The organism is Mycolicibacterium aubagnense (genome assembly GCF_010730955.1).
GTDB lineage: Bacteria > Actinomycetota > Actinomycetes > Mycobacteriales > Mycobacteriaceae > Mycobacterium > Mycobacterium aubagnense.
The window spans coordinates 3,554,029-3,571,039 of the sequence record NZ_AP022577.1; the positions used below are offsets into that span (position 1 = coordinate 3,554,029).

11 protein-coding genes and 2 pseudogenes are annotated in these 17,011 nt (G+C 66.8%); 5 read left to right on the forward strand and 8 right to left on the reverse strand.

Going from position 1 to position 17,011, the window contains the following annotated elements; all coding sequences use genetic code 11:
* Positions 1 to 39: 39 nt before the first annotated feature.
* From G6N59_RS31610 to G6N59_RS17300, 5 genes and pseudogenes are all read left to right on the forward strand, one after another.
* Positions 40 to 1,095, forward strand: a complete 1,056-nt coding sequence (locus G6N59_RS31610; RefSeq protein ID WP_138228036.1) for an MFS transporter — start codon at positions 40 to 42, stop codon at positions 1,093 to 1,095.
* Between the two features lie 101 nt (positions 1,096 to 1,196).
* On the forward strand, positions 1,197 to 2,675 hold the full coding sequence (locus tag G6N59_RS17290; protein ID WP_138228037.1) for a neutral zinc metallopeptidase: 1,479 nt from the start codon (positions 1,197 to 1,199) through the stop codon (positions 2,673 to 2,675).
* 55 nt (positions 2,676 to 2,730) lie between these two features.
* Positions 2,731 to 5,061 (forward strand): annotated as a pseudogene (locus tag G6N59_RS17295) (ATP-binding cassette domain-containing protein); the annotation flags it as partial.
* Between the two features lie 186 nt (positions 5,062 to 5,247).
* Positions 5,248 to 5,778, forward strand: a pseudogene (locus tag G6N59_RS31890) (sensor domain-containing protein); the annotation flags it as partial.
* Positions 5,779 to 5,790: 12 nt separating this feature from the next.
* On the forward strand, positions 5,791 to 6,495 hold the full coding sequence (locus tag G6N59_RS17300) for a sensor domain-containing protein (RefSeq protein WP_138228039.1): 705 nt from the start codon (positions 5,791 to 5,793) through the stop codon (positions 6,493 to 6,495).
* Between the two features lies 1 nt (position 6,496).
* Here G6N59_RS17300 and G6N59_RS17305 read toward each other — a convergent pair whose 3' ends face one another.
* The 8 genes from G6N59_RS17305 to G6N59_RS17340 form a co-directional block, all read right to left on the reverse strand.
* On the reverse strand, positions 6,497 to 8,515 hold the full coding sequence (locus G6N59_RS17305) for a serine/threonine-protein kinase (RefSeq protein ID WP_138228040.1): 2,019 nt from the start codon (positions 8,513 to 8,515) through the stop codon (positions 6,497 to 6,499).
* A 10-nt stretch (positions 8,516 to 8,525) separates the two neighbouring features.
* Positions 8,526 to 9,683 (reverse strand): DUF7373 family lipoprotein, encoded by a 1,158-nt coding sequence (locus G6N59_RS17310; protein ID WP_234884010.1) that lies wholly within the window; start codon positions 9,681 to 9,683, stop codon positions 8,526 to 8,528.
* Positions 9,684 to 9,824: 141 nt separating this feature from the next.
* On the reverse strand, positions 9,825 to 10,163 hold the full coding sequence (locus G6N59_RS17315) for a YbaB/EbfC family nucleoid-associated protein (protein WP_138228042.1): 339 nt from the start codon (positions 10,161 to 10,163) through the stop codon (positions 9,825 to 9,827).
* Positions 10,160 to 11,734 (reverse strand): PPE domain-containing protein, encoded by a 1,575-nt coding sequence (locus G6N59_RS31615; RefSeq protein ID WP_138228043.1) that lies wholly within the window; start codon positions 11,732 to 11,734, stop codon positions 10,160 to 10,162. The genes G6N59_RS17315 and G6N59_RS31615 overlap by 4 nt, the downstream gene beginning before the upstream one ends.
* A 13-nt stretch (positions 11,735 to 11,747) precedes the next feature.
* Entirely contained in the window at positions 11,748 to 13,133 is a 1,386-nt protein-coding gene (gene eccE, locus G6N59_RS17325) for a type VII secretion protein EccE (RefSeq protein ID WP_138228044.1), read from the reverse strand.
* The gene (gene mycP, locus G6N59_RS17330; RefSeq protein WP_138228045.1) at positions 13,130 to 14,476 is read right to left on the reverse strand and encodes a type VII secretion-associated serine protease mycosin; all 1,347 of its coding nucleotides are present in this window, start codon (positions 14,474 to 14,476) and stop codon (positions 13,130 to 13,132) included. Before mycP ends, eccE begins: the two co-directional genes overlap by 4 nt.
* 193 nt (positions 14,477 to 14,669) lie before the next feature.
* On the reverse strand, positions 14,670 to 14,927 hold the full coding sequence (locus G6N59_RS17335) for an HPr family phosphocarrier protein (RefSeq protein WP_138228046.1): 258 nt from the start codon (positions 14,925 to 14,927) through the stop codon (positions 14,670 to 14,672).
* A 45-nt stretch (positions 14,928 to 14,972) separates the two neighbouring features.
* Complete coding sequence (locus G6N59_RS17340) at positions 14,973 to 16,994, reverse strand: PTS fructose transporter subunit IIABC (RefSeq protein WP_138228047.1); 2,022 nt, start codon at positions 16,992 to 16,994, stop codon at positions 14,973 to 14,975.
* Between the last annotated feature and the right edge of the window lie 17 nt (positions 16,995 to 17,011).

Consider the following 17,011-nt stretch of genomic DNA (forward strand, 5'->3'; position numbering starts at 1 on the left):
CGGTGTCTTGAGTAGTCGAATTTGTAGGGAGACCACGATATGTCCGAAAAGAATGAAGCCGGCTCGGTGAGCAACCAGCAGCCGCCGGTGGCAGCTGATCTCGAGGAGAAGACGCAGTTCGTCGACCGTTCGGCGTTCCAGGTGCCGACCGACGCCCCGGACGCGGGTGACCAGACCCAGGTTGTGCCGCCGACAGTCGTGGCCCCGCAGTGGCAGCCGCCGCAGGCCCCCGTCCCCGCGGCCAGCCCCTACGGTCAGGAAGTGCCGCCGGCGGTACCGCAGTGGCAGCCGCCGCAGCCGGGTTACCAGCCGCCGGCTCCGCAGCCGCAGTTCGGTCAGCCCGGCGGGCCGGTGCCACCGCAGCCTGAACAGCCGTGGAATCCGGTGGGTGCTCCCGTGCCGCCGCCTCCGCCGGGGTTTGGCGCTCCGACGTACGGCGCTCCAGGCTTCGGCGCTCCGGTGCCGCCGCCGGGATTCGGCCCGGGCGGTGCCCAGGTGCCTCCGGGTTTCGGCGCGCCGCAGCCAGGCGGATACCCCGGTCCGGGCGGTCCGCAGTTCCCCGGTCAGATGGGGCCGCAGCAGACGCCGGTCGACATGGCCAAATCGCTGCTCAACAAGGGTGATTCGTTCATCTTCCGGTTGATGACGCGCGGTGTGCGCGGCGAGCTGATCCAGCAGCCGTGGTTCCAGAACATGCGGACCAACCCGCAGGGTTCCAACCAGTTCGTCTACCTCGGCTACGCCGGCGCGGTGCTGATCGGGTTGTTCCTGAGCCTGTTCGGCGGCATCGGGTCCCTCATCGCGTGCGTGGTCTGGCTCGGGTTGGGGTACTGCTTCCTGGCGCTCGGCACGAAGCTGGCGGCGCAGTTCGTCGCCTACGGAATTTGTGGTGTGGGTGCGGCAGCCAGCCTGCTGGGTGTGTTGATCGGTGTCATCGGCCTTGCGGGAGTGAGTAGCAGCCCGTACGTGAGCGGTACTCTCACGGCGATGCTGGTGCTGGCCATCGTGATCGACGCTGTCATTGCAGTTGTGCTGGGGTACATCGGTATTCAGGTCCACAAGGGTATGCAGAAGATCGCTTCCGGTCAGTTCTGACAACCCGAACGAGGAACGGTGCACCCTGAACCCGGGGTGCACCGTTCGCTGTTCTGAAGCTGCCGGCAGGCCATAGTCTGGACCGAACGTCAGGGGGCGCGATGACAGAGGATCTCGGATTGTGGGTGATGCGCGGAACAGCGCTGAGGCGTTCGGTGTCGGTGTTCGCCGTGGCGCTGTTGGCGGCGTGCGCGCCGACTGTCGCCGGCACCGCGGTGTCGCCGGTAAACGACCCCTTCCACGTCGCTGACCTACCGGCCAAGGATGGCCCGAGTGGTTTGCGGGACAATGCGCCCGCGGCGGTCGGCACGGTGCAGAACACCAACAACAGCGAAGTTGATCGACTGGCCCTACAGGCGATCAACGACATCGCCGAATACTGGCAGCACGACTACAGCGCTTCAGGTTTGAAGGGCACGTTCAAACCCATCGACAAGTTCCTGTCATACGACGCTCGCGATCGGCAGAGCCCGACGGCGTGCGACGAGGACACCGCCGGCTTGGTGAATGCCTTCTACTGCCCCAGCGAGAAGCTGATGGCCTGGGACCGCGGCGTCATGGTGCCGACTGGGCGTAAGTACTTCGGCGACGTCTCGGTGGCCGGGCTGATCGGACACGAATACGGTCACGCCATTCAGTACATGGCGAAGTTGGTGACCCGCAGTACGCCGGTCATCGTGCGTGAACAGCAGGCCGACTGTTTCGCCGGCGCGTATCTGCACTACGTCGCGGCCGGCGATTCCAAGCGGTTCACGATGAGCACCGGAGACGGCCTCAACCATGTGCTGGCCGGATTGATCACCGTCCGTGATCCAACGCTGGGTCCGCACGACGACGACATGCTCACCGATGGCCACGGCACCGCGCTGGACCGCGTCAGTGCATTCCAGCAGGGCTTCACTCTCGGGCCGCAGGCCTGTGCGGCCATCGATCTGGCGGACATCAAGCAGCGCCGCCAGGGGTTGCCGATGGAGCTCGAGGACGAGCCGACCGACGACGAGCACCGGTCCGTCGACCTGCCTGTCGACAAGGGCACGATCGGTACTCTGGTCGAGCTGCTCGGAGTGATCTATTCCCCGAAGCAACCTCCGAAGCTCACCTACGAACCAGCGAAATGCGATGTTGCCCAGGGTGATTCGCCCGCTTCGTATTGCCCGTCGACGAACACGATTTCGGTGAATCTGCCTGCCCTGCAGCAAATCGGCACACCGGCCGATATGGCCGAGAAGTCCCTCATCCAGGGAGACAACACGGCATTCTCGATCGTGGTATCGCGGTACATGATGGCGTTGGAGAACCAGCGCGGAGCGAAGCTCGACAACCCGACGGCTGCGCTACGCACCGCCTGCCTGACCGCTCAGGCTCAGCGCCAGATGGCCAAGCCGCATGACTTACCCAGTGGTGACAGCCTGCAGCTGATGGCCGGCGATTTGGACAAAGCCGTCGCCGGGTTGCTGACCAACGGCTATGCGGCTACGGCAGTCGACGGGCAAGGTGTGCCGGCGGCGTTCACCCGGATCGCGGCGTTCCGGGCGGGCCTGGCCACCGACGACGCGGGCTGCTACAAGCGCTATCAGTGAGGAGAGTGCATTCGTGAGCTCCGTCCCGCCGCTCATCGTGACGCTCGGCGGCGCCATGTTCACCTTTCCGCCCGGCAAGGAGGTCACCGTCGGCCGCGGCGAGGCGTCGGACGTCAGAATTCCCGATGCCGGCCCTGGCGCGAAGCATGTCGTGTCCCGGCTGCATCTGATCATCCGAGTGGACCCCGGAATTGGCCAGTGGGTGGCAATCGACAAGTCCCGCAACGGAATCTTCGCCAACCGGATGCGGGTGCCGTCGGCCGTCATCAGTGATGACCTCGTGCTGGCGGTCGGTGCCCCGGACGGGCCACAGTTGCATTTCCGTACGGCGACGCAGGTGATCCCTGTCGCGAAGTTCCGGCCACTGGTGGCTCAGCCTGCTCCCTCGCGGCTGACGCAACCGGTTCCCCAACCACCACGGCCAGTTCCGCAGCACAAGCTTCCACCTCAGCGTCCGCCGGCGCCCGCCCCACAACGCTCGGCCGGCCCGCCTGCAGGTGCAGTCACCATCGGCCGGCACTCGACCGCGACCATCAGGGTCGAGGATTCGCTGGCCTCCCGCATCCACGCCTACCTGCTGCCCGCCCCGACCGGAACCCAGTTGTACGACAACGGTTCGGGCAACGGCACGTTCGTCAATGGCCACCGCGTCAACGCCGTCACTTTGCGTCCCGGCGATGTCATCACCGTCGGCAACACCGACTTGGTGTTCACCGGCGGCACCGGAGTCCAGTCGCGTCAGGCGGTCGCCACCGGTGGTATCGAGGTGCGTCAGGTCGGTCTCGCCATCGACGGCCACCAACTGCTGACCAACGTCTCGTTCGACGCCCGGCCCGGCACCCTCACGGCGGTGATCGGCCCGTCGGGGGCGGGCAAGTCGACGTTGATCAGGCTGCTCGGCGGCGTCAGCAAGCCCACGTCCGGTCAGGTCACGTTCGATGGGCACGACGTGCACGCCCACTACGCGTCGCTGCGTTCGCGGATCGGCATGGTGCCCCAGGACGACGTCGTGCACCGGCAGTTGACGATCAGTCAGGCCCTCAACTACGCCGCCGAACTCCGGTTGCCGCCGGACACCAGCAAGGACGATCGCCACGCGGTGGTGGAACGGGTGCTCGCTGAGCTGGAACTCACCCCGCACCGTGACAAGCGCGTGGACAAGCTGTCGGGAGGCCAGCGCAAGCGGGCCTCCGTTGCGCTCGAATTACTCACCGGCCCATCGCTTTTGATCCTCGACGAGCCGACCTCGGGTTTGGACCCGGCCTTGGACCGACAGGTCATGCAGATGCTGCGGCGACTGGCCGATGCCGGCCGCACGGTGCTGGTGGTGACGCACTCCCTCACCTACCTCAACATGTGTGATCAGGTGCTGCTGTTGGCGCCCGGAGGCAAGACGGTGTACGCGGGCCCGCCGCAAGCAGTCGGGTCGGTGATGGGAACCCAGGACTGGGCGGACATCTTCGCCTGGGTCTCGGCCAACCCGGATGCAGCGCATGCGGTGTTCCTGCAGAGAGTTCCGGCCGCGACCGGGCCACCGGCGCCGCCTGAACCCGCGGGGCCACTCGGCGCCCCGGCCCGCACCAGTACCGGTCGCCAGATGCTCACCGTTGCGCGCCGGCAGTTGCAACTGATCTTCGCCGATCGGATTTACACCAGTTTTCTGTTGCTGCTGCCGTTCATCCTGGGCGCGATGTCGCTGATTGTGCCGGGGGATACCGGCTTTGGGGTGGCCACGGTGGGCCACTCACCCAACGAACCGAATCAGTTGCTCATCGTCGCGAACATTGCGGCGGTCTTCATGGGGACGGCGCTGACGATTCGCGATTTGGTCGGTGAGCGCACCATCTTTCGCCGGGAGCAGGCCGTCGGGTTGTCGGCCGCCGCCTACCTGTCGGCGAAAGTCGTTGTCTACAGCGCATTTACCGCCATTCAGACGGCGATCGTGGTGGCGATCGTGGTGATCGGCAAGGGTGCGCCCACTCAAGGCGCATTGCTGTTGGGCAACCCGACGCTTGATTTCTACGTGAGTCTCACTGCGGCAGCGATCGTTTCGGCGATCCTCGGGTTGCTTTTGTCTTCGGTGGCGCGCTCCAGCGAGCAGATCCTGCCGATGCTCGTGGTCGTCATCATGCTGTCGATCGTGTTCTCCGGCGGCATGATTCCCGTGACCGGACGCGTGGGCCTGGATCAGGCCTCCTGGTTCCTGCCGGGACGGTGGGGATTCGCGGCGTCAGCCAGCGTCGTCGATTTGCTGAAGATCGCCCCGCTCATGTCGGTCGATGACCAGCTGTGGCACCACGAATTGCGCTGGTGCGCACTGGATATCGGCGTCCTGATGCTGCTGGGCGTGGTAGCCGCGTTCGTGGTCTACCGACGGCTACGTCTGCCTGGCGACGGCGCGAAAGCCGGGTCGTCCAAGGTTGTGATGATCGTGGTCGCCGTGGTGCTTGCGGCGGGATTTGTCGCCGGTATGACGTATCTGACCCGGGACTCCGGAAGCCGGCCGACACAACCGACGGCACCGGCAGCGCCCCCCAAGTCTGCTGCCCCACCGGGCCACCGCGCTGATCTGGCCAACCTGCTCCCCGACGGGCAGGCGGTGAGCACCGTGATGCAGTCACGGCCGATGGCGACCGCGACCATCGTCACCGCGGAATCCCCGCGACGTGGGACGGCGACTCCCCCGCCGTGTGCGGGTGTCGCGGACGCGGGCAGCACCGCGACCTTCGCGCCGGGATTCACGGGCATGTCGGGCATGGAGCTACACAACCCGGCGGATCCGAACATCTGGGTGGTGGCGTACGTCGTCGGCTATCCGGGACCTCAAGCGGCAGCAGGCGTTCCGGGCGCGGCGGCATGGGCGGGATGCGCGAATACCGCCGTCACGTTCACGGCCGACGGCCAGCCTCCGCGCCAGCTCGCGGTCGGTGTAGTTACCCCTGACAAGGGCACTCTCACCGCGGTGTTCACCGAGCCGGGGCGAAGCTGCCAGCATGTTTTGACCACCAAGGCCGACGTCGTGATCGATGTGCTGGCGTGCAGTGTTGGTGGCGGCACTCAGGCGGCGGACTTGGCCAAGCAGATCGCTGACAAAGTCAGCTGACGGAAGGAACACATGAAACCCTGGCGTGCTGCACTGCTCATCGGAGCGTCGGTTGTTGTGGCGGCGGGGTGTTCTGCCACCGACCGGAAGGTCGCGGGTACGGCCACCACGTCAGCGGGCGACGCCGCTCCCCCAACCACGTCGACGTCAGCTGCCCCAAGACCTGTTGATGATGCCGGCTTGCCGAGGTTGTTGAGTGCCCCGTCCGAGATCAGCGACCTGGTGGGCGTCGCCATGACGCCGGAGGCGATCTTCAGAAAGCCCGATACCAAACTGAGGGTCGACCCGACTCGCTGCCTTGAAGCTGTCATGCCCGGTCTCGACACCATTCGGTACTACGGCCGAACGGGTTTCGCCGGGCAGTTACTGCATGGGGACCAACATGCTCAAGTCGTGCAGGTGGTCGCAGCGTTTGCTACGGACTCGGAAGCGGCGGACTTTCGTGACATGACCGCTCAAAACTGGCGGCAATGTCAGAGGCAGCAGGCGACCATCACGGGCGGCCAGGTTCCCCTGGTGTATGCGTTGGACAACGTCGAGTCGGTCGACTCGGTTACCAGTGTTCCGGTGTCGGGGACGGCCCGAGATGGCACCCAGGTTCCATGTCAGCACTCGCTGGGTTCTCGACGGAACGTGATCATCGATGTGCGGGTTTGCGCTCCGAATGTGGCTGACAGGGGGCGAGAACTCGTGGCTAAGATCGCCGCCGGTTTGTGAATCAGCGGATGACGCTCATCAACGGAACAAAGTTTGCATCCAGATACTCGGTAGCGAGGTAACCGCCTGGGTCTGCAAATGCCGCAACAGTATTGGGGTCATCCACGATGATCATCGACCCGCGGTAGGCGGCCAGCTGGTACGGGAGGCCTGCGGCTCCGCCGTTACCGGCGGCCTTGTCGGTGCGCACGACGATCAACACTTCGCTGTGAACCAAATACAATTTCCCGAGCTCTGGCATCGACCGGGTTGAACTGCTGTCGCCGGGTTGACGACGCAAGTCGGGGTCGTAGTTCAGGCCGAGCGAACTGAGATAGTCCGCTGCGTTGGACGGTGTCAGGGTCTGGCTGACGCCATCGTCCGACACATGGATCACCTGGACGCTCTTCCCCGCGGCCCTCGGATTCTGGTTCTTCAGATCGGTCTGTTGGGACGACACCTGGTCAATCAGTTTGTCGGCCTCCTTGTCGCGCCCGATGATCTTGCCGATCCATTTGAGCTGCGTCTGCCAGTTCCACGCTCGGCTGGTGTCTTTCGGTTGGGTCACGGTCGGTGCAATGGCCGCAAGACGCTGGTAGGTCGCATCATCGATGTCGCCGGTGGCGATGATGACGCCAGGTTTCGCGGCCTGGACTGCGCTGGTGTCGATGAAACCGACGGTGTCTTTGACCGACGGGGTCCCGGTGATCTTGGACTGCAACCACGAGGGCAGTGTCGTGCCCGCGCCTGCGATCGCGACGGGTTGAAGGCCGAGTGACAGCACGGCGTCGGCATCGCCGGGGCCTAGGGCGGCGACAGCTGTTGGCGCGCTGGTGATTTCGGTGGAGCCATGTACGTGGGTAAACGACTGCGCGGTATAGGCCGGTGCACTGGGCTTGCCGAACAGCATGATCGAGGCGACGACCGCGATGACGGTGACCACGGCCGCGACTCCGGCACCGATGATCCACCGACGTTTGCGCCCGTTATTCGACGGAGCAGGCGACGGACGGGGCGACGTCAGCTGCGGAGGCGGGCTGAGTGGTGGGCCCGGCGCATAGGGCCCGCTGAACTGTCCGCTCGGATAGGTCAATACGCCGCCTGGCGGCGTCGGCTGACGCGGCGGCCAGGACGGTGGGCCCGGAGGCGGTAGTTGACCGGGTGGCCGTGGCGCGGGGCCACCACCACTGGCGACGGCAGCCGTTGCCGCAGCGGCGAATTCCCGTGCGGTCTGGTAGCGCGCATTCGGATCCTTCGCCATGCCGCGGGCGATCACTTCGTTCAGCGCCCACGGCAGGTTGGGTACGCGATCGGTGACGCGAGGGATCTCGCCGGTCACGTGTGCTGCCGCGATCGCGGCAATGCCGCCGGGCAGCCCCCCGTACGGCGTCCTGCCGGTGAGCAGGACGAACAAGCTGCAGGCCAGCGAGTAGACATCGGCACGAGAATCGACGGGTTGCCCGCTCAGTGCTTCGGGCGGGGCGTAGGCGATGGATGCCATCACCGAGCCGTCGGTGGTCAGATGCGCGGCATCGTCGAATGCACGCGCAATCCCGAAGTCCGCCAGGAACACTCGCTCGTCATCACCGGGCCCCTCGGCGTTGGCCAGCAAAAAGTTGGCCGGTTTGACGTCGCGGTGCATGATGCCGCGCCGATGCGCGTAGTCGAGCGCCTTGGCGACTTCGGTGATGATCCGGGCAGCACGTGCCGGTGACATCCGGCCGGACCGCACTTCCTGGTCGGCGTCGGTGCCGGCCACGTACTGCATGGCGATCCACAGCTGGCCCGCCTCGGTTTCGCCACGCGAGTAGACCGCGACGATATTGGGGTGGTCCAGTGTGGCGGCGACGTTGGCCTCTCGGAGGAAGCGCTCGCGAAACTGGCCGTCACCCTGGATGGAGGTGGTGAGGACCTTCAGGGCATCGCTGCGGGGCAGCTGTGGATTCTTGGCCTTGTAGACCACACCCATGCCGCCGACACCCAGGACGGACTCGATGGTGTAGCCGGCCACGATGTCGCCGGGGTTGAAGGTCGATGTCATCGTCGTCCGATTATTTCGCAGTCAGCAGCAGATACTGGGAGGCCATTCGCTGCGTGGCGTCGAACGGCTGCAGCGATGCTGCCGTATAGACCCAACGGTCCAGCGCTGCGGCGCAGGAGTAGATCCGCGCCTTTACCTCGGCGGTGTCGGTTGCCTGGCAATGCGCTGAGGGGAGACCGGGCACGGTTGGACCCGGTTCGGTGGGGTTCTTACCGTCGGGCTCGGCGAACTTCTTCGCGAGTTGTGTTGCCGCTGCAGCGTCTTTGGCTCGGTAGAGGTGGGTGCCGCGTACCGAAACGACGTCTACGCCGGCTGCCGTCAACGCTGCGCCCGTTTGCAGCGGGTCGTCACTGAAATGAAGAATGCCGCGCGGTCCCCATAACCCCTGATTGCCCTTGTGTTCCTTCGTGGGAACCGTTCTGGGGAGCAGGCCTTCAGGATCGGTCTGCATGGTGGCGAACTGGGCTGGATCGGACGGCTGAAATTTGTCGATGCGCGCGGACTGGAGATCCAGCGCCTTGGCAACGAACTGTGTTGCGGTGTCGATGTTTACGTCACTCGATGCGTAGTGGTACAGCACGTATGGCCCGTGCGGCGTATAGGAGCTGACGGTGAAACGACGGTCTGCCGTTGTGGACTCGTGCGCGAGCGCTTCGGGGTGTCCGGGAATTGATATCTGCTGATTGGGTGAGGCTCGATCTACCGGCGTGGCCTGTGCTGCGAACTGGCGGGCGGTATCGTTGGCCAAGTCAGCTGTTGGGAAACGCAGTACCAGAATCACCAATTGGCTGTCGTGATCTGCGCCGCGAATGGTGCCGCGACCGGAGCCGAACCCGTTGATCAGTTGGTGATCTTTGGCGATCTGCTTCATGGGGCCGGGCTCGACGCTGTTCAAACGGTCGGCATCGAGAAATAAGCCCGTCACATTCACCCCGATGCTGATCAGGGTGGGGTCGACTTCCCACGGCCCGACGACGAATTCGCCGAGACGTTCCGCGTCGATGAGTCGCCCGGATTCGGCGCCCGGCTTCAGCGCCGGCCCAGGCTTCGGCGCCGTCGGATAGTTCCCCGGGTTCAGCAGGCTGACGATCGCGTCGCCCGGCTTGAATGACGGATCTTTTGTGGCATCGCCGTTCGTCACTGTCGTGCAACCGGCCAGCAGTGACACTGCGGCAATTGCGGCGGCCAACGTGGCCATCTTCATGACGCTCCCCATCGTCTCCCCTGACTGCGCAGCTCCCTGAGGCGCCGCACAGTGACTCTCCGCGAAAACTGTACGCACTCGAGCGTCTGAGCGCGGCAGCCGGCGCTAGAGGTCAGCGGGTCGATTGGCGGCAGTAATCTCCGCGACCAGCTCATTGAGCCGGGCCCGGTCGGCATCGATGGACTCGGTCGCTTTCGCGGTCGCATTGCCGAGGGCTTCGTTGATCCGGGCTTCGACGGTGTCCGCGCCGAGGCGCAGCAGGCCGTCCTCGATGAACAGGTCCGTCAACCAGTGGTGACCGTTGAGGGTGACCTCGACGGTCTTGGCTTCGTCGGTCGCGGTGAACGACTCGGTGTTCATCTTGGCGAGCTGCTCGTCCATGATCGACTGCAGGCGCTGGGCCTGCTGGAGAACCGCAGCGACCTCGGGATGCATCTCGATCATTTGGTGTCCTTCTTGTCATCGATCTTGGTGCGACGCCGGTGCCCGATGACGCCGTCAGTGAAGGCGCGATCCTCTTTGTACAGGACCTCGTCGGGCGACAGATTCGCGTTGCGCTTCTTCTCCTTACCGCCTTCGCGGCCGCCGCCGTGGCCGGCACCGCCCATGCCGCCACCCATGCCGCCGCCACCACCGACGGGGGGCCGACCCGCCGCGGTACTGGCGCCACCTGCTGCCGCACCGCCAGAACCCAAAGCCGGTGCGACAGCCGCCGGCTGCATAGGCTGACCGCCCAGGCCGCCGCCTCCACCGCCGGATCCACCACCCGCGCCGCCGCCGGCGGACGCCGGGCTTACGCTCGGGCCGTCGGGCAGGCTCGGCATCTCGGGTTTGTCGCCGCCCAAGCCGCCGGGCATTCCGCCGCTCGGCGAACCCTGTCCCGAACCGCCTGAGGGCGAGCCGCCACCGGAAGGTGAACCGCCAGAAGGTGATCCGCCGCCCTCGGGCTTCTGGGTACCGGCACTGGCCGGGCTGACGTTCGGCGATTGCGGCATCGTCGGCGTCGCACCGCTCGGAGCCCCGCCGCCCGGGGTCCCGCCGCCACCGGTCGGCGCACCGCCGCCTGGGGCCTTGTCGCCGGGGCCCTTGTCGTCTTTCTTCGCCACATCCCCCGGCTTGACGGCGGGCCACGCGCTCGACCCGAAATTGGGTGGTGGCGGTGTGACGAGGGAACGGATGGTCGCCTGCTGTGCGTACTTGGCCCGTACGGTGTCGGATTCTTGCTGCTTGGTGGCGTGGCCGGTGAAGAAGTCGTACGTCGCCTGACCCACCGTCGCGAGCACACTGGCGTTCTCGTAGTCCGCCACGTCCTGCATGCTGGGGTGCTCGGGTCGCCTACCGCCATGAATCGCGGACAGGTCCATGGCCTGGATGGCTAGGTTGTTCGCCGCCGCGGTCATCGCGGTCAGCCATGTCGAGTAGTCCTTCAGCGCGTTCTCCGCCGCCTCGGCAGCGGCGCCTTCCCACTCGACGCCGGCCATAGTGAACTTGCTGTTCAGTTCCGCCAGTTTCGTGACCACTCCGGTCATTTGCGCGCCGAACTCGATCATCGAGGCCCCCTGGTCGCCGCTGTTGATCTGCCTAGCGGCCACCTCCCAGTCCATGCCGGGGTTACTGGGATGCGATTCGGCTCCTCCGAGCGATTCGAGCATCCAGGGCAAGCTCCCCACCGGGTCCGCTGGGGCCGGAGCCGGAGGCAGGTTGGGGGTGATCGGTGCACCCCCGCCGCCACCCAGCGCGGTGGCATCGATGCCGGATTTTCCGGCTGCGTCGGCGGCTTCGTAGGCCGCGGCGGCCGCCCGCAGGCACGCGGCCAGTCGTTGATTCTGGCTTCTCCCCGCCTTGAGCGCGGCGTCGAGTTGCTTCAGGTTGTTCTTGAGGAAACCGGTGGCGTCTTGCGCGATGGTCAACTCGCACGGCGCTTGGGGTGCTGGCGGCAAGGTCGGCAGATCGACGTCAACTTCGGCTGCCTTGGCGTTCAGCGTCTCCGAGGAGACTTTCACTTTTCCGGCCATCTACTGCTCCCCCCTACTTCTCCAGCGCCATCTGAAACCGGCTCTCCTCGCGCGGGTTGATCAGCTGGATCGGCAGCTGACGGTGGCGCGGAGTGTCGATAAAGTTGTGGCGCAACAGAATTCGTGAAATTCCCGGGTGTGGGCCGAGGTAGGTGGTGGCGTTGGGCCACACCACCTTGGGGACGTTCCCGATCCGGGCGTTGATGAACCCCGCGAATTCCTTGAACTGCGGTGCCAACGTGACGACGGCTCCCGCCGCCGCCGAACGGACCACGAATTGGGTGAACAGGTGCGCGTCACCGAGGTTGATCGTGGAGTCGACGTTGTCGAACGGCATGTACACCGGGTAGCGGTCGGCGGTCTCCCCCACCAGCACGCCCGCCGAGCCGATCGGCAGTTCGTAGTGTCGGTCGGTGATCGGGCTCAGCCCTTCCAGCGCGGCCCGTTGTCCACCGAACAGGCATGAGAAGCCGCGGGGAGTGGTCGGTGTGGCCAGCGTCGTCAGCAGGACGGTCGCTGTCGGCGCTTGACCCGGTTTCACCCGAACCCGGGTGATCGTGTGGTCGGCGCGCGCCGACCACCACATGTTGGGCCCGCCCGGCGCGGAATAGGCCGCGGTAAAGGTGCTGCGGCCCTTGATGGTTGACCAGGTCTCGCGCTCGAAGCTGATCGCGGTCGACCGGTCGTATTCCTCGAAGCTGCGGGCGGGGCGGGCGTCGATGCCGTGGCTCGCCAACTGATCGGCGATCCGCGTCGTGGTGGCCACCAGGTAGCTGGCCAGGCCCGACACCCCGGAGCCCCGGCGCGTCGCCGAGCGGCGGGTCTCATCGGGACTGGCGCGCAGCACGATCCAGGTCCGCCGGTTGGCCGGCGCGGCGTAGGGGCCGACGACCTGTTCGTACAGCGCGACGACACTCGACGGCGCGGTCTTGCCGACGCGGTACCCGGCCGAGACGATGTCGGCCTCCAGGTCCGGCGCGTGCGCCGTGAGCAACTGCTCCACCAGTCGGGTGTCGAGGTTGTCGTCGGTGAAGGCCTCGCCGTTGACGATCACGGTCGGGGTGAATGACCGCGGCACCAGTTCGACGACGGAAATCAAGTGATCACCCAGCCAGCGCACCGCGACGTGATCGCCCGGCATGACCGTGGCTCCCACGGCCGGCTCCGACGGCGCGGGCGGGGCCACTTTGCGCCGGCGCTGCCAGGCGAACATCGCGGCGATCCAGCCCGTCAGCCGCCGTCCGCGGATGGCGAGGACGGAGAACAGTGCGATGAGGACGCCCAGCGTGATACCCAGCCACAACAGGTCGAAATGCATGCACAGCAGTACAACCGCGGGTACCAGCGTGGCGGCCCACAGCAGGTGCCCCGTGGTGAAGCGGAATCCGAAGTGCCTCATCGGCGCCTCAACGCGCGGCGGGTCACCGCACCCAGGCCGAGCAGGAGGATCAGCGCAGCGCCGGCCACCACGACCATCGTGATGGGTCCGCGGTCAGGCGGCGGGATGTACACCGGCGGCGGGATGCTCTTGACCTGGTAGGGCGCCTGCTTCGGGCCGGCGGGAACGTCCCAGGTCAGCGCTGCCACCGGGTCGACGACACCCGCGCCGACGTAGTTGTCCACTCCCCCACCGGGGTGCCGCGCCGTCGCGGTGATGCGGGTGACGATCTGTGCGGCGGTCAGGTCCGGGAAGCGCTGCCGCAGCAGGGCGGCCAGACCCGAGACGTATGCCGCGGCGAACGACGTGCCGTTGATCGGGATGGGGCCGTCCTGCCCGGTCAGTGCATTGACCGGATTGCCGTCGTAGCCCAGAGCAGTGGCGCCCTCGGCCGGCGCGGCGGCACCGACCCACGGGCCGGACATCGAGAAGTTGCTCGGCTGGCCCTGCGGCCCGATGCCGCCGACGGTCAGCACCAGCGGCGAATACCAGGCCGGCGAGACGATGGTCTGCACCTGCTTCCAGCCCCTGGGGTCCGACGGCACAGATGCGTCCGGCGGCGGGTTCTGGGTGCAGTCCTGGCCGGTGTTGCCGGCTGCCACGACGACGACGGCGTTCTTGACGTTCACCGCATATGCGATGGCCGAACCCACGGCCGTCTCGTTGATGGCCCGGGTCACCTTGTAGCAGGCGGCTTCCGAGATGTTGATGACCTGCGCACCCAAGTTGGCCGCGTGCACGATGGCGCGGGCCAGGCTGCGCAGCGACCCCGCGGTCTGAGTGGTGTTCGGGTCGTTGGGATCGCTGCGAGAGTCCTTCGGCTGGAACGCCTCGGAGGTCTGGCGCAGCGACAGGATGCGGGCGTCGGGGGCGACGCCGATGAACGCGTCCGTCGGCGCCGGGCGGCCGGCGATGATCGACGCGGTCAGGGTGCCGTGGGCATCGCAGTCAGACAGGCCGTTGCCGCCCTTGTCGACGAAGTCGCCCCCCGGCTCGGCGGGCACCCGGGGCGAGGCGTTGACACCGGTGTCGATGACCGCGACGGTGACGCCCGCTCCCGTCGCGAACTTCTGTGCCTCCGCCAGGTGCAGATAGTCGGCCGCCCACGGCTTGTCGGCGAAGTTTGTGTTGGGCAGCACGGTCGGCCCGGAGCAAATCTTGCGCTGCTCCATGGGCTGATCGGGGCCGGTGTCATCGGGCGGGACGGCGCCCGGGTCGATGGCCGGCGGTTCGATGGCCAGGGCGGGCGGGGCGCTGGCGACAGCCAGCAGCAACGCCGCAGCGACGGCGGCTAGACGACGCACGAGCTGCCGCCCCCACCATGGGGACGACCGCTCGTGAAATTCCGAGTCCCCCGTGACATTTTCCCCGCTACGACATCGCCGTGTTCCGCGATGCCCTCCCCATACGCATGTAGCACGAATTCATACTAGTGGTGCGTAGCGGGGGCTCTGTGCGCTTTCTGTGGCCGCCGGGAGTGACGCCGAACGATGCGCGTCAGGCGTCGAGGTCCTGCGCCACCAGGTCAGCGACCACGGCGAGGGCGGTTTCGTCGTCGGATGCCACGGTCACCTGGGCTCCGTTGCCGGCCCCGAGCGTCATGATCATGAGTGCCGAACCGGCGTCCACGGGTTCACCGCCGTCGACCGCCAGGGTCACCTGGGCGCCGGAAGTGACGACGGCCTCGGAGATGACGGCGGCCGGACGGGCGTGCAGGCCGATGGCGGATCCGACGGTGACGGTCTTGCTGGGCATGATTTCTCCTTCTGGGTGTGGGGTTGGTTGTTGGTCGGGAGTCGTTCAGCGGCCGGCGGGCTGCAGGGCTGCGGTGGTGTCGGCCGGCGGGAGCGCCCGGCCCGCGCTCTTGGCGACGATGACCGCCAGGGCACTGCAGACGGCCCCGACGAGGACGGCCACGACGAACCAGACGAGGTGGTCGATGGCGAAGAAGACGAAGATGCCGCCGTGCGGAGCCTTGGAGGTCACGTCGAATGTCATCACCAGGGCCCCGGTGACGGCGCCGCCGAACATCATCGACGGGATCACCCGTAGCGGGTCGGCCGCGGCGAACGGGATGGCGCCCTCGGTGATGAAGCAGGCGCCGAGAAGCCAGGCGGCGCGGCCATTTTCGCGCTCAGGTTCGGTGAACAGCCGAGGTCGCACGGCCGACGCCAGCGCCATGGCCAGGGGCGGCACCATCCCGGCGGCCATGACAGCGGCCATGATCCGCAGCGACGCCACGTCAGACATGTTCAGCCCGGCGGCGGCGAAGGCGTAGGCGGCCTTGTTGACGGGCCCGCCCAGGTCGAAGCACATCATCAGGCCGAGGATGACGCCCAGCAGGATCAGTGAGTTGCCGGACATGCTGCCGAGCCAGTGGGTCAGGCCTGCGGTGACGGCAGCCAGTGGACGGCCCAGCAACAGGAACATGGACAGGCCGACGATCAGCGAGGCCCCCAGCGGGATCACCACCACGGGCATGAGGCCACGGAACCACTGCGGCACTTTGAAAGAGCCGATCCACAGCGCGGCGAACCCGGCGATGAGGCCACCGACGATGCCGCCGATGAACCCACCGCCAACGGTGACGGCCACCGCGCCTGCCGTGAAACCCGGTGCGATACCGGGACGGTCGGCGATGGCGAACGAGATGTACCCGGCGAGCGCCGGGACCAGGAATCCGAACGCGAGACCGCCCAGCGTAAACATCGCGGCACCGAGGTATTGCAGCAGTCCGCCGGCGGGCAGGTTGGTCAGTGAGTTGGTGGTGACGATGATGTGGGCCAGCGAATCCGACTGTCCGGCAGGCTTGTTGGCGACCTCGTAGCCCGCGAAGAGGAAGCCCAGCGCGATCAACAGGCCGCCCGCCGCTACGAACGGGATCATGTAGCTGACGCCGGTCAGCAGGATCTGGCGCAGTCGCGTGCCCCAGCCCAATCCGCTGCGGGTGTCGGTGGGGGCGGTGGCCGTGGTCTCCCCCGATACCCGGGCAGCTTGCGGATCTGTGGCCGCCGCAACGGCTTCGGCGATCATGGCGTCAGGTTCGTTGATGGCGCGCTTGACGCCGGAGGCGACGACGGGCTTGCCGGCGAACCGCTGCTTGTCCTTGACCCCGACGTCGGTGGCGAAGATGACCGCATCGGCCGCGGCGATGGTCTCTGCCGACAGTGGGGTGGACCCGGACGACCCCTGGGTTTCGACGCGGAAAGTCACCCCAGCGCGGTCCGCGGCGAGTTTCAGCGCGTCGGCGGCCATGTAGGTGTGGGCAATTCCGGTGGGACAGGCGGTGATTGCGATGACGGAGGTCGTAGGCGTGGGTTCGGCGGTCGGAGCGGGCGCCGCGGGGACCGGGGGCGCGGCCGGAGCCGCCGGTATCGGGCTGACCACACCTTCGACGAGCGCGACCACCTCGGCATCGGTCCCCGCGGCCCGCAACTGTTCGACGAAGTCTTTGCGGACGAGGGCCCGCGCCAGGCTGGACAGCAGCTTCATGTGCTCGGTGCCACCGGATTCGGGGGCCGCGATCAGGAACGCGAGGTCGGCGGGCCCGTCGGGGGCGCCGAACGGGACGGCGGGTACCAAGCGGGCGAAACCGATGGTCGGCTCGTCGACATGGGGCGACCGGCAATGTGGGATCGCGATGCCGCCGGGAAGGCCGGTGGCGGACTGGGATTCGCGCGCCAGGGCGGCCTCGACGAGTCCATCTCCGTTGGTGGCGCGGCCTGTCGCGGCCATTCGGGAGGCCAGCAGTTCGATCACATTCTGTTTGTCGGGACCGGCGTCGACGTCGAGTGCGACGAGGTCGGAGGTGATGATCGGCATGGGTGTTCCTTTTGAAT

What these genes read in the sequence shown, in the direction of transcription:
- G6N59_RS17305 (WP_138228040.1), bottom strand. Translation starts at nt 8,515, where the DNA reads ATGACATCGACCTTCAACCCCGGCGACATCGTGGCCGGCTACACCATC.
- G6N59_RS17290 (WP_138228037.1), top strand. Translation starts at nt 1,197, where the DNA reads ATGACAGAGGATCTCGGATTGTGGGTGATGCGCGGAACAGCGCTGAGG.
- eccE (WP_138228044.1), bottom strand. Translation starts at nt 13,133, where the DNA reads ATGAGGCACTTCGGATTCCGCTTCACCACGGGGCACCTGCTGTGGGCC.
- G6N59_RS31610 (WP_138228036.1), top strand. Translation starts at nt 40, where the DNA reads ATGTCCGAAAAGAATGAAGCCGGCTCGGTGAGCAACCAGCAGCCGCCG.
- G6N59_RS17340 (WP_138228047.1), bottom strand. Translation starts at nt 16,994, where the DNA reads ATGCCGATCATCACCTCCGACCTCGTCGCACTCGACGTCGACGCCGGT.
- G6N59_RS17300 (WP_138228039.1), top strand. Translation starts at nt 5,791, where the DNA reads ATGAAACCCTGGCGTGCTGCACTGCTCATCGGAGCGTCGGTTGTTGTG.
- G6N59_RS17335 (WP_138228046.1), bottom strand. Translation starts at nt 14,927, where the DNA reads ATGCCCAGCAAGACCGTCACCGTCGGATCCGCCATCGGCCTGCACGCC.
- G6N59_RS17315 (WP_138228042.1), bottom strand. Translation starts at nt 10,163, where the DNA reads ATGATCGAGATGCATCCCGAGGTCGCTGCGGTTCTCCAGCAGGCCCAG.
- G6N59_RS31615 (WP_138228043.1), bottom strand. Translation starts at nt 11,734, where the DNA reads ATGGCCGGAAAAGTGAAAGTCTCCTCGGAGACGCTGAACGCCAAGGCA.